The organism is Alkalibacterium thalassium (assembly GCF_900101165.1).
Classification (GTDB): domain Bacteria; phylum Bacillota; class Bacilli; order Lactobacillales; family Carnobacteriaceae_A; genus Alkalibacterium; species Alkalibacterium indicireducens.
The window spans coordinates 77456-89962 of the sequence record NZ_FNFK01000003.1; the positions used below are offsets into that span (position 1 = coordinate 77456).

11 protein-coding genes are annotated in these 12507 nt (G+C 42.5%); 2 read left to right on the forward strand and 9 right to left on the reverse strand.

The annotated features are described in order from the left end of the window. Nucleotides 1-5: 5 nt before the first annotated feature. Nucleotides 6-1208 (reverse strand): ABC transporter permease, encoded by a 1203-nt coding sequence (locus tag BLR76_RS01750; RefSeq protein WP_176759573.1) that lies wholly within the window; start codon nucleotides 1206-1208, stop codon nucleotides 6-8. A 1-nt stretch (nucleotide 1209) separates the two neighbouring features. After that, nucleotides 1210-1944, reverse strand: coding sequence for an ABC transporter ATP-binding protein (locus tag BLR76_RS01755; RefSeq protein WP_091264706.1), 735 nt, complete (start codon nucleotides 1942-1944; stop codon nucleotides 1210-1212). A 143-nt stretch (nucleotides 1945-2087) separates the two neighbouring features. On the opposite strand from BLR76_RS01755, the gene BLR76_RS01760 reads away from it, so the two are divergent. Next, nucleotides 2088-2525: an HIT family protein gene (locus BLR76_RS01760; RefSeq protein WP_091264708.1), complete on the forward strand. Its 438-nt coding sequence runs from the start codon at nucleotides 2088-2090 to the stop codon at nucleotides 2523-2525. 4 nt (nucleotides 2526-2529) lie between these two features. Beyond that, on the forward strand, nucleotides 2530-2886 hold the full coding sequence (locus tag BLR76_RS01765) for a YtxH domain-containing protein (RefSeq protein ID WP_176759574.1): 357 nt from the start codon (nucleotides 2530-2532) through the stop codon (nucleotides 2884-2886). A 286-nt stretch (nucleotides 2887-3172) separates the two neighbouring features. Here BLR76_RS01765 and BLR76_RS01770 read toward each other — a convergent pair whose 3' ends face one another. The 7 genes from BLR76_RS01770 to BLR76_RS11740 all read right to left on the reverse strand — a co-directional run. Further along, a complete protein-coding gene (locus BLR76_RS01770) occupies nucleotides 3173-4204 on the reverse strand; it encodes a peptidylprolyl isomerase (RefSeq protein WP_091264712.1) in 1032 nt (343 codons plus the stop codon). A gap of 162 nt (nucleotides 4205-4366) precedes the next feature. Further along, nucleotides 4367-5335: a 3'-5' exoribonuclease YhaM family protein gene (locus tag BLR76_RS01775; protein WP_091264714.1), complete on the reverse strand. Its 969-nt coding sequence runs from the start codon at nucleotides 5333-5335 to the stop codon at nucleotides 4367-4369. A 54-nt stretch (nucleotides 5336-5389) separates the two neighbouring features. Continuing rightward, nucleotides 5390-8176 (reverse strand): ATP-binding protein, encoded by a 2787-nt coding sequence (locus BLR76_RS01780; RefSeq protein WP_176759575.1) that lies wholly within the window; start codon nucleotides 8174-8176, stop codon nucleotides 5390-5392. 4 nt (nucleotides 8177-8180) lie between these two features. Further along, complete coding sequence (locus BLR76_RS01785) at nucleotides 8181-9404, reverse strand: metallophosphoesterase family protein (RefSeq protein WP_091264717.1); 1224 nt, start codon at nucleotides 9402-9404, stop codon at nucleotides 8181-8183. A 95-nt stretch (nucleotides 9405-9499) separates the two neighbouring features. After that, complete coding sequence (locus BLR76_RS01790) at nucleotides 9500-9841, reverse strand: YlbF family regulator (protein WP_091264719.1); 342 nt, start codon at nucleotides 9839-9841, stop codon at nucleotides 9500-9502. Between the two features lie 107 nt (nucleotides 9842-9948). Continuing rightward, entirely contained in the window at nucleotides 9949-12066 is a 2118-nt protein-coding gene (locus BLR76_RS01795; RefSeq protein WP_245682999.1) for a PBP1A family penicillin-binding protein, read from the reverse strand. Between the two features lie 223 nt (nucleotides 12067-12289). Then, a partial coding sequence (locus BLR76_RS11740) for a hypothetical protein (RefSeq protein WP_176759576.1) occupies nucleotides 12290-12507 on the reverse strand: 218 nt, incomplete at its 5' end.

Genomic DNA, 12507 nt, shown 5'->3' on the forward strand with positions numbered 1-12507 from the left:
TCCTGCTAGCCCAATCTTCTGCGCACATATACTGAATTGAACCCAAAAGCGAACAGTGTACTGATCAAAAAGACTATCCCTGTGGCCTCCCAACCCCCGTTTAAAGATCCCAGAGAAAAGATAATACTCGTTATAATCAGTGTCACGTTCAATAATTTTTGGATGGCTTTTATTTTATCAGTATTTGTATAAGGATACAATTTAAAATGAACAGATTCGTTTAGAACTTGTTTTAGAGGAAGAAGCTGAAAACCGATCAGATAAATAAACAGAACACTCACAAGTGTTCTAAGCCATAATACAGGAGTGAAGTATATGACAATCAGTCCAATAGTCAGAAGTCTGACATACAATCCGCTGAAAGCCGTCTGTCTTATAAATACTCTACTGATGTAATACATATGCGGATCAGTTTTAGAGCTGATGATGCTAATTAAAGGATCGAACCCCTTCATACGCTTGACTTTATTCTGTCCATAAGGCGTTTCTATGAAAAGATTGATCAGCCTGTATATCCCCTGAACTCGTTTCTGTTCCACCTCGATCATTCTGTCCCAGTTCCAGAGCTTTTTACGGGAAAAAATAAAGACCAGGTAAAGGAGCCCAGAAAGTCCTCCAAGGGCTAATGCTAGGCCGGCCCATAGGGAAACGAAAAGACTCAGCCCGAGGGTCCCCAGTATCAGAATGTGTCTACCTATATTAATAGTTCGTATCAACGATAGACTGTCCGACTGAAATGAATGATACCGGACCAGCAGATCGATCAGCTTCAAACAGATCAACACAGCTATCCAGCTTAAACTGTATGCCTGACCAGTTATGTTCAAAGCTTCCATTAAAGGCATCGTAAGAGTCGCAATCACAGTCATTCCCGCACTTAAAAACAGGCCGCTTACAAGCAAGTGCCGCCTCATGATCGGAGCCATCTGCTTTTCAAGAGGCAGGAGATAAATGCCATCAGCTGGTTCGATCAGTGTCCTTATTCCACCTACTGGCAAGACAGAGTATACGATCACAACAAGCAATAAACGCGGAAGAAAATCCGTTGGAGCAACGGTTTCGACGTAATCTGAATAAGTAAACCCTAATGCACCCGTCAGGATCATCAGGGCAATGACAAAGTGATCATTGAACACGTATTTAAGATATTTGCCAAGCCGACTGTAATACTCATTAGTTCTCTTTTTAAACATGTCTCTGATCGTCATTTTAAAACCCTTCCCTGTCAGCCAGCCGCCCGTACATTTCATCAAGAGTAGCTTCCGGCATGTCGAAGTGTTTTCTTAAGTCAGCCATCGTTCCCATCGCATATATTTCACCATCATGCATGACCACAAATTTATCACAGATTCGTTCGGCATTTGCCAGTACATGGGTGGACATTAATATAGAGGCCCCGTTACGCTTATGTTCTTCCATAAGCTGGATAAGGTCTCTGATAGCCAATGGATCAAGTCCTAAAAAAGGCTCATCAATAATAAACAGAGACGGCTCAATAATAAAGGCACAGACAATCATCACTTTCTGCTTCATGCCTTTTGAAAAGTCTGTTGGAAACCACTCAAGCCGCTCAGTCAGCCTGAACAGGTCAAGCAGATGATTCGCTATCTCCCAAGCCCGTTCGCGATCAAGACCATATGCCATGATCGTCATCTCAACGTGCTCTTTTAAAGTCAGTTCGTCATATAGCAGGGGAGACTCCGGGATGAATCCAATTTTTCTGCGATACGTTTCCGGATCTTCGTTGATCGTTCGGCCATCTATTTTAACTGTTCCTTCGAAAGGCTTCATTAGGCCGATAATATGTTTGATGGTGGTACTTTTTCCGGCACCATTTAACCCGATCAGTCCGATCAGTTCACCATCTGCAATGTCGAACGATACGGATTTTAAAACAGGTATTCTACTGTATCCCCCTGTCAGAGATTCAACTTTCAAGCTCATACTACCTATCCTTCCCTGTAAACTAGTGCTTATATTTTACCACACAAAGTGAAGGTTTAAAGATTCCAGTAGTGTCTTTTTATTATTTCCCGGCATAATATGATAAACTGTATCTATACTTTACTATGGAAAGAGGGAAAGTCATGAGCGAGTGCATATTCTGTAAGATTATTGATGGTGAGATCCCGTCCAGAAAAGTCTATGAAGATGATTCAGTCATTGCCATTCTGGATATATCTCAAGTGACTAAGGGACACACTCTAGTCATTTCCAAAAAGCATGTCAGAAATATTCTCGACTATACAGACGAGCTGGCTGCGGACGTATTTGCGAAAATACCAAAGATAGCACGTGCCGTCCGATCATTCGATCCGGAATGTGAAGGGTTAAATCTCCTGATGAACAATGAGGAAATCGCCTCTCAGAGCGTATTCCATGGCCATGTTCATCTGCTACCTAGATATAACTCTGATAAAGATGGTTTTGGACTGAAATGGGACACACATTCGGACGATTATTCTGATGACGAGCTGGATGAGATTCGGAACAAAATCGTTAGCACACTATCAAAGGAGGGGTAAGATTATGAAACATTTTCTATTAGGAAGCTTATCAGGAGTCGTTCTTGGAGGAATTTACGGGCTGGTCAGAACACCCAGACCAGGAAAGCAGAATCAGGAAATGCTGAAGGCCTATATCGATGATACAACTAACCATGTTCAGGATGTAACGGATAAAGTCAATGACTTGAAATCAGCTGTCAGCCGATTGACTTCTGAAGTAAATTTTGTACAGACTGAATTCATGAGCGACTTGCAGACAGTGGCAGCCGAGTTTCAGAAAGAAGCTGAACCTCGTATGAGACGGATTCAGGAAAAAGCTGAGAAAATTCAGACTGAAGTACAAAAGACAACAGATACTCTATCTTCACCAACCGAATAAAAAAACGTTGCCGGCTTGAGGTCGGCAACGTTTTTTGTGTGTTGTGAGCCAGATTAATGAATTTATCTGACGAATGGTTCATATCTGACTTTATGGTACATTCGCATGGCGGCCAATAGATCTAATGGCTCATAAAACTGGATATGAACCATTTAGCTTGAAAAACCATAGCCAAACTGCCCATAAAACGATATATGGCCTATTCACCTGTTCTCCCTTCCCCATTATTTACGACAAAAAAAGCACACGGGAGATGATTATCAGCCCATGTGCCATAGTCTTAATTTTATTCGTTATCTTCTTCTGCTTCTTCTGAGTCAGATTCAGTATCGCCATCTGTATCTGCGTCTTCATCACTTTCAGGATCTTCTTCGACGCCATTACCTTCTTCCAAAGGTTCGTCCAACATATCCTGATCCATTTCCTGCTGTTCCGGTGCAGGCTCCATGAACTGCTGCATTGCTCCAGTCAGATCTTCGTCTGAAATCTGAACATTCGCGTCACGTACAAGTTTGCCAATAGCTTCCTGAACCACTGCCTGGTCCTGCATGTAGCTGTCAATGAGCATAGCTTCGATCGTTTCACGTTCTTCTTCCAGTGTACCTTTTTCGCCTTCTTCTACCAGTTTAATGATGTGATAGCCGAATTGAGACTCTACTGGTTCCTGAGTGAATTCACCTTCTTCAAGTTCCATTGCTGCTTCTTCGAATTCAGGGACGAAACGACCAGGTTCAAGCACAAGTTCTCCGTCACTTTCGATTGTTCCAGTGTCCATAGAATGTTCAGCAACCAACTCACCGAAGTCAGCTCCATCGTTCAGCTCATCAATGATTTCTTCAGCAAGACCTAAGTCCTCTACAAGAATATGAGCTACAGTTGAATCGATAGTATAGTTCTCGTATGCCTCTTCGATTTCTTCATCTGTTATTTCGACATGATCCTGAATAGCTGCTCTCACTTGAAGTGATGTACGCACACTATTTCTCACATCGTCCAGAGACATGCCCTGCATAGCAATCATTTCTTCGAACTCTTCAAGGCCGCCATAAGGTTCAGCTTCTTTTTCAAGTTCAGCATCGATATCCTCATCGGATACTTCATCACCATATGCGTGATCAAGAATATCTTCAAGCAGGATCTGCTGAAGCATTTGTTCTCCATAAGTCATTCCGCTTTGTGTGACTTCATTTTTCATTCTTTCAAATAATTCATCTTCACGAACACGTCCAGCTTCTGTAGAAGCTACTTCAGGACTGCTTGCACATCCTGCCAGTAAAAGTCCTGAACAGGCTACTGCGCCAAATAACATTTTTTTCATACGCGTAAATACACATCCTAATTCTTATAATCTAGTGAACGGTCAAGGCTAAAATAATTTGCCATGTCCGTACCTCAATTAATATAACACAGGTCTTAAGAAAATGAAAACGTATAAAGCAAATTTTTACTATTTTTCATCAAGCCTTCACAAATAGATCATTTATTGTTCAGAGGCTGGTCTCTCATTCTTTACCGTGCTTTTGAAAAACGAGCGGTTGTCCATGGCCCAGATCCGTTCAGAGAATTCTCCAGCTTCTGTTTTTCTTAAGGCAGACTCCATCATATTCATCTTCGCATCGATCTGATCGATGTAATGGATGATTTCAGCTTCAGGAATCTGCGGTCTCACTGGAGAACCATATTCCATCTCGCCATGATGAGCAAGCACAAGGTGTTTAAGCAAAAGAACGTCTTCGTGACTTTCGTCGATTTTCAGCTCCACACACGCTTTTGAAATCTCATCATAGATAAGGACGATGTGTCCCACCAGTTTACCCTCGAGCGTATATTCTGTGGCTGTTGGTCCACTGAGTTCTATCACCTTTCCGACATCATGTAGAATGATTCCAGCATAAAGCAGAGATGGGTTCAGCAGATCATAACTAGCCGTTATTGATTTTGCAATTTTGAGCATGGACATTGTGTGGAAAGCCAGTCCGCCGAGGTATGCATGGTGATTTTTCTTTGCAGCAGGACTTTGGAAGAACTCTCTCTGATACTTTTTCATTATATAGCGAACAATACGGTTCAGGTGAGCATTAGTTATGTCAAAGACAGCCTGGTTGAATGCTTCGATCATCTTGTCTTTATTGACTGGTGCCCGTTCAATGTATAAGTCAGGATTATACGGTTCATCATCTTGAGCAAGCCTCATCTGCTTGATTCGCAGCTGCGGTGCCCCATTGTATTCTTCCCGTCTGCCATCCACTTTTATAACTCGGCCCGGCTTGAACTGATCAACATCATTGGGAGAAGCATCCCAGTAATTAGCCGAAATTTCTCCACTGGTGTCTTGTAGAATCAGGGCAAGATAAGGTTTGTTGTTCCGCGTTTTTTTTTCTTCAGCTGATTTGATCAGAAGGAAGAGGTTCAACTGCTCATCTTTCTGGTACTCGTATAACTTTTTCATTGTCGCCACTCCTTTGCCTGCTGTTCATTATCTTCAATATGTTTGATACACTACTTAGTTTAATTTTAACACATGAGACTCAGGAACATAATCAGTAATAGTTGAATCAAAGGTAAAATAAATGACTTGTACAGACTGACAGACCTCATTCAGCAGATCATACAGTTTACTTTTTCTCTCTTCATCGACATTGACAAAACTGTCATCAATAATGACCGGAAAACTCACCGTATCTTTAAAGCTGACCACAAAAGCCAGTCGTATCGCAGCGTAAAGTGGCTCGATAGTTCCTCTTGAGAGCTCTTCCGCTGCCCATTTCTTTCCACTGCGGTCAATCACAAAAAACTCGTCGGAGTCCATAAGGATCGATGGGTAGTCCCCCGATGTAAGTGATGAAAAATATTTTTCTGCCAGAGCAATGGTCTGAGGCAGCTGATTGGCTTTAGCGTTATTCAGAGTCCGTTCAATCAATGAGGAGGCAATTTTGTAAGTGCTCCATTGATCAGCTGCATCCTGATAAACACTTTTTTCATTTTCGTACTTTTGAAGCAGTTCCGAGTAAGTCCCACCTTCTTCCAGGTCCTTTATTTCGTATGCAAGTTCGATAGATCTTCGGGCTTTTTCTTTATAGGCGATTTCTAACTTTTCTGCTGCTTCAGCCAGTTCCATCAGCTTATTTTTCACATCTTCGCCTGACAAGGTCAGAGACTGTTCACTTACATCGATTGTCGAAGATAAATGCTCATAGCGTCTGATCTTTTCGTTCTTTTCCTGAAGTGTGTGATAGGCACGTATAAAGGCTTCTTCGTTCTTTGCAGAAGCCTGATCATAAAGCTCATGCTTCATTTTATTCTGTTCTTTCTCCTGCTGAACAAAATATAATACAGCATTCTGAATTTTCTCAGTTTCTTTTATATAGGCCTGCTGTAGTCGCTTGTCCTGCTCAATCTGTCTGAGTTTTTTTCTAGCCTCAGAAAAGACGTTTAACGGATCCTGTTCGTCTTCGTAAATGGTACGAGTAAAGGCGTTCTGTCTCAGTTCCTTATCCAGCTCAGTTATTTGTTCTGACAATCTATCTGACAGTTCTCTCTGCTGTCGTTCAACTTTTCTTATTTCTGACATCTTTTCCATTGAAGACATCACAGCAGTCAGTGAGTTGTGTTCAGGGTAACGATGAACTGATTTCCATTCTGAAAATGATGCAGAATACTTTTCTTTTTCCTGCCAAATCCTGTTCTGAGAATCTTTTTCCTCGCCAATCTGCTGCTGCAGTGAATCGATAGATGCAAGCGTGTCTTTCCACTGCTGCCGCAGTTTCTTCTGATAGTAATATTCACTTCTGTCATAATCTGGTTCTCTATAATTAACGGCTTCTCCTTTTCGTCTGACCATGATAGTCCACACTCCAGCAAGAAGGAAAACACCTAGAAGAGGAGACCAGTTTTGAAGTACTAATGCCAGGAAAGCAAGCAGCAATAAGGAACTGGTAATAAGGATGACCGGTTTTCTCTCGGAGACTTTTGGCGTATCGAGTGTTCTTTTCTGTTTTTCTTCTGCCTCAACTGCTTTAAATGTCGAGAGTGGCCATAACGTCTCTTCAATCGAATCGATTTGTTCTTCGTTATGTTCGATTTTAAGCTTAAGTCTTTCAATCGTTTCGTTCGATTCCTTTTCTTCCTGATCCAAACGATTTATTGACTGATCGATCAGCTGAACTTGTCCTCTGCTGTCTGAAGTAAGATCTTCGGGTAAGTCATCCTGAAGGGACAGGCCTTCTCTTAACTTAAACTCAAAGGTCTGCTGTTCCAGAAGGGTGATCTGCTGCTTCAGTTCTCTAATCGAGTCAGCTTTCAACTCAAGCTGATCCCACTTGCCTGTCAGCTGATCCACTGCCTCTTCGTTCTCCTGATACACCAGCAGTTCTTTTGAGGGGCGATACTTGTCCTGAAGAGCATTCTGCTTCTCATGCAGTTCTTTAGTCTGTTCTCTCATTTCTTCAAGCTGTCTATTGATATGGTTGAGCTGGATCAGACCATCTTCTGGTAATGACTGGTCCGGGTACTGATCGATTTCTCTCTTCAGCCGGTTCAATTCTTCAATTGTTTCAATATGCTTGAGGTGATGGTTAAGAAGGTCCCTCTCTTCTCGTTTCTGCTTCAATTCTTTTTCCAGCTGATCCATTTCTGCATCGACCGTTTCTTTATCCTTGACCCGGATAATGTATGTTTCGTTTTTTTCTTTCGCTTTACTCAACTGCTCTTTCTGCTTTTTGAGGGAGCGATAGAGCTCGTTTACTTTCGGTTTGCGTCCCGTCGGTTTAAACAGCTGAGAGGCTTTCTGTTTATACTGATCGGCCTGCTTTAGGAACTGCTCATTTCCAAAGGATCCGACACTTAAGAAGAAGCGGTTGAACTGCTCCCGGTTCATATCTTTTGTTTCTTCAACCCCCTTCAGATCAAATGAATAGATCTGCTCATAAAATGATCTGTTTTTTTTATGAAGGATCGTATCAAGCAGTCTCTCATCTCCTTCAGTTCCATCTTCGAGGGTAACCATTACATCTCCCGTGACTTTTCCATTTACTCTTTCGATCGTCACTTCACCGAAACGGTCGTCGTCAAGAATCACTTTCCCTCCATAACGACTGCTTTCTTTCGGTTCATATCTGAGCGCAGAACTATGTCTGGTCGGGAAACCAAATAATATACTATGAATAAACGACATCAGCGTAGATTTTCCGGCTTCATTCTGCCCCTGTATAACCTGGATCGAAGAGGACAAATCAAATTCAGCATCGATCCACTTCCCGTATCCATAAATCACGAGCTTTTTTATTCTCATTTCTCTATCCCTCATTCATTCCTAAATCATATTGAAGCAAAGTCAGTGCTGACTCTAAAATCTCGCGTCTGTATTCTTCAGTCTGTTCAGACAGTTCCACTGAAAACGGATAGGTATCCAGCAGTTCCTTAGTCACTTCGTTAAATGCTTCATTTTCTGAATAATACTCGACCGATCTCTTCCACTCCTCTGGAAACAGCTGTTCCAGCGATACCTGATTTGCTGTGACATTACTTATCTGTATTTTAAGCCCAGTTACGAAAGCAAAAGATTTATCAGAATCATGGTGCAGCGTTTCAATAAAGTCATCCTGATTCAATTTAGTCATTATCTTATCTGATAATTGCGACGAAACGATGACTTTAAGATAAAGCAGCGTCTGACCGTCACTTGTTTCAATCACTGCCTGTCTGATCTTTTCATAAATACTGTCGAGTGTCTCAAGTGTGCTTACATCGACATTGAGTTCCTTCCAGATGATTGGTGCAGTAGCTTTAAAGTCGACGCTATGACCTGAACGGGATAAATTGACTAGCAGACAGCCTTTGTCTCCAGTTTCTTTCCTATGACGTCCTTGGGTATTTCCACTGTAATAAACAAGCGGTTCAGCTGAAAGCTGCTGCCTATTGTGGATATGCCCCAAAGCCCAGTAATCATAATTTTTTTCAGCCAGTTCAGCAAGGGAAAAAGGTGCGTATCTGCCATGCTCAGATTTCTGTCCTTCTTCGTAACCATGGAGAAGGCCTATGTGATAATCGATCTGTGCCTTTCGAGAAGGGTAGTCTCTTATCATACGCCTGTCGATCCATTTTCTATCATAACTGAATCCGCTGACAGCCACACGCTCCCCTTTTTTTGTCTGTATGTAAATCGTCTCTACTTCAGAGGGAAATACAGTCACGTTTGACGGCAAGGAAAGGTGATCTGCTTCATTTCCCAAGAAATCATGATTCCCGTGGATCAGACAGACTGGAATGCCCTGGTCATTCAGCCTCTGCATCTCTTCTTTAAAGACGATTTGAGCTTTGATACTCCGATCTTCCAGATCGTAGATGTCTCCTGAAAAAAGCACGAAATCAACCTGTTGATCCACTGCCAGGTCGACAATAGCAGTCAATGACTGGAATGTTGATTCTTTTATTTTTTCCTCCAGACGGCTGGACAGATCTTTGATGCCTTTATAGGGGCTGTCCAGATGCAGATCTGCGGCGTGAACAAATAGGACCATGAGTATACACTCCTTCTTTTTATAGGGTACATATGTTCTTTGTAGTGTTAGTGAAAAGGACTCACTATATTAGCAAGCCCTCTTCATCTGATCTTTTATTGATATAATTCTCTAACGGGTTTCAATACTATCTGGTTGATGTCGTCGATCATCTGGCCGACTTGCTTTTCAGCTTCAAGCAGTTTAGTAATGATTTCATTCTGACTGATTTTAGTCGAAACCTCCTGAGCCTGTGCTGCTTCTTCTTCAGAAATTTCCTGGCCCATCATCTGTTTCTGCTGGATCATCTGCTGTACTTGACGGAATTCGTTAAATACGCGACTTGCCTCTTCATCTTCTTTAACAGCACCGAATGCCGCTTCTAATGTCGTAAATTCTTCAGTGTTTCTTAATTCCTGTTCTAAGTGGTTAGCCGTGTCATAAATGTTGACAGCCATCGTCTCATCCCTTCAAATTTCGCTCTATGTCGAGCTTTTTCTTTACTATACAAGTTTATCACGAATTGAATGGTCTTTCCAGAAAAGATTAAAAGGCTTTAATTAACTTATTGTCCTGACTGTCGACTGCGGAACTGTCTGAACAGCTCTCCGGCACGTTCACGGATCACAGAGGATCCCTCTCTGATAAATTCACTTGCATTGTCCAGCCCTTCTGTCATTCTATCCATAAATGAAGGCTCTTCAACTCTAAATTCTGATCCAGCTTCTTCTACCAGGAAAGTAGACTGCTCCGTATGAGGAAGGATGGCCTCCATTTGAGCTTTGAATACCTGTCCGATTCCTTGAGACGTTGCTGTGTTGAGATAGTGATTGTCAGTTGTATGATCATAACCCATCCAGCTAGTGATCACAATGTCAGGTGTATAGCCAACCACCCACTGGTCGGTTGCTCCTGTACCTGATTCTGTCTGTGTTGTCCCCGTTTTACCCGCTATCTTGAAACCGTCTGGTTGAATGTTTCGTCCAGTCCCGTTATCGAACACGCTTAAGAGCATGCTGTTCATCTGATCGGCTACTTTAGCGGACACCACACGTTTTGATCTGGGAGAAGTATTGTCCACAACCACAGCTCCTGTGGCGTCGACAATTCGTGTAATAAAGTGCGGATCTTTTCTGATTCCTCCATTTGGGAAAACACTGTACGCACTGGCAATTTCCAGAGGCGAAACACCTCTGTCCATTCCACCTAATGCGATAGCCCCCAAATGATTATCTTTGTCCGTTACTCTTAAACCGAACTGTTCAACTTTATTCATCCCTTTTCTCAACCCGAGTTCATTGAGCAGCCAGACCGCCGGTGCATTGAGACTATCTGCTAAAGCTCTATACATCTGAACTTCTCCGCTATAATAACCAGATAAGTTCGTTGGGGTATAACCTGTTTCACCGTAAGAGAGCAGCTCATCCTTAAGTAGTGAATCAGGCGCATATCCTGCTTCCAGTGCTGGTGTGAAGACGCCCAGAGGCTTGATTACTGATCCTGGCTGCCTTCTCATTTGCGTTGCTCTATTGAATCCTCGGAAAGTGTAGTCTCCTAGACCACCGATTACTGCGCTCACTCCGCCAGTTTTCGGATTCAGTGCGATAGATGCACTCTGCGCCGCTGTTCCGTCAGCAGCCACTTCGAAATTGCTGTTGCTGGCATAGACTGCATCCATCTGCTGCTGATGAGTCTGATTAAGAGAAGTGTATATAGTATAACCGTTGTTCATCAGGTCTTCTTCTTCAAAGCCGTACCTGTTAACTGCTTCGTTTATGACTGCATCAAAATAATAGGGATAGCGGTATCCATCTGTGCTGTTATATCTGTCAACCAGAGTCAGTCCAGTCTGCTGATAGCTGGCTCTTTCCTCCCCAGTGATCGTTCCAGTATTTTCCATCAATGAAAGCACGACGTTTCTTCTGCTGATCGACCGCTCATAATTGTCGATCGGATTATAATGACTGGGTGCTTTCAGCATAGCTGCTATAGCCGCAGCCTCGGGAACAGTGACATCAGATGCTCCCTTGCCAAAGTATTTCATAGAAGCATCCTCAACACCCCATACTCCGTTACCAAAGTAGACACTATTGAGATACATTTCCAGTATCTGATCTTTAGTGTAGTGCTTCTCTATTTCTATAGCCAGAAACAGCTCCTTGAGTTTCCTCATCAGGGTCTGATCTGCATAGAGGTAGGCATTTTTGGCCAATTGTTGGGTGATTGTACTTCCACCACCGACTATCTGTCCTCTGTTCATAACATATCCTACAGCTGCACGTCCAATTCCGATCGGATCAAATCCGCGATGCTTCTCAAACCGCTGATCTTCTGTCGATATTACTGCATCAACAATATGAGGAGAGATTCTTTCCAATTCCACGAATGAGCCTTTTTGTGCAAATAGCGTTCCAGCTTCCTCACCCTGTTCGTCCATAATCGTAGTAGACTGTTCGAGCCCTGCTCTCAAGGCATTCACATTTGCCGTCCTTGCGAGAACGGCAAGATAGACGCTGAATAACAGCGCAACAGAGAGAACGGTCAGTATGAGCAGTTTAGTCATATGGAATTTCTTCCATTTACGTTTCCCTACTACCCAGGACCGTTTCAGCCTGGGTTTCAGTTTCTGTATGGTGTGACTGAACATTTTTTTTAGTTTTTGTTTTAATTGATTTTTAGTCATGATTATTCCCTCATCTTACTCCTATCCCTTTAAACAGTTACGCATCATCGTCTAATTATAACATATGAAAGTGTATCAGTTATCAGTCCTCAGACGGACGTGTGTGTCAAGTTGTTGTAGGAAATCTCTAGAATCGCTTTTTCCTTTTATTGTTTTTCGCTGTTTACTGAGGGAGATGGGCTCTGCGAGCCTTTCTCCCTCAGTAAACAGCCTTAAAATCTCTTTATTTTAGTACTTTAGCCAATTGTCCAAGAGCGTGAGACGACGCACAGCGCTTTCCAATACTGCCTTCAATCACACCGACTGATTTTCTAGTTTTGGGTTTCTTTAGTAATGTACGGAGTATTCCTTTGAACTCAGGGATAAATTCCTTCTTAAAGGCAGGAATCATTTCGGTTAATGCTTGTAAAAACACCCCATTCTTACGTGCCGAAATAATAG

Excerpts from the sequence above, each read along its gene's own strand:
- BLR76_RS01785 (WP_091264717.1), bottom strand. The coding sequence starts at position 9,404 with ATGGTCCTATTTGTTCACGCCGCAGATCTGCATCTGGACAGCCCCTAT.
- BLR76_RS01750 (WP_176759573.1), bottom strand. The coding sequence starts at position 1,208 with ATGACGATCAGAGACATGTTTAAAAAGAGAACTAATGAGTATTACAGT.
- BLR76_RS01760 (WP_091264708.1), top strand. The coding sequence starts at position 2,088 with ATGAGCGAGTGCATATTCTGTAAGATTATTGATGGTGAGATCCCGTCC.
- BLR76_RS01765 (WP_176759574.1), top strand. The coding sequence starts at position 2,530 with ATGAAACATTTTCTATTAGGAAGCTTATCAGGAGTCGTTCTTGGAGGA.
- BLR76_RS01795 (WP_245682999.1), bottom strand. The coding sequence starts at position 12,066 with ATGACTAAAAATCAATTAAAACAAAAACTAAAAAAAATGTTCAGTCAC.
- BLR76_RS01775 (WP_091264714.1), bottom strand. The coding sequence starts at position 5,335 with ATGAAAAAGTTATACGAGTACCAGAAAGATGAGCAGTTGAACCTCTTC.
- BLR76_RS01770 (WP_091264712.1), bottom strand. The coding sequence starts at position 4,204 with ATGAAAAAAATGTTATTTGGCGCAGTAGCCTGTTCAGGACTTTTACTG.
- BLR76_RS01780 (WP_176759575.1), bottom strand. The coding sequence starts at position 8,176 with ATGAGAATAAAAAAGCTCGTGATTTATGGATACGGGAAGTGGATCGAT.
- BLR76_RS01755 (WP_091264706.1), bottom strand. The coding sequence starts at position 1,944 with ATGAGCTTGAAAGTTGAATCTCTGACAGGGGGATACAGTAGAATACCT.
- BLR76_RS01790 (WP_091264719.1), bottom strand. The coding sequence starts at position 9,841 with ATGGCTGTCAACATTTATGACACGGCTAACCACTTAGAACAGGAATTA.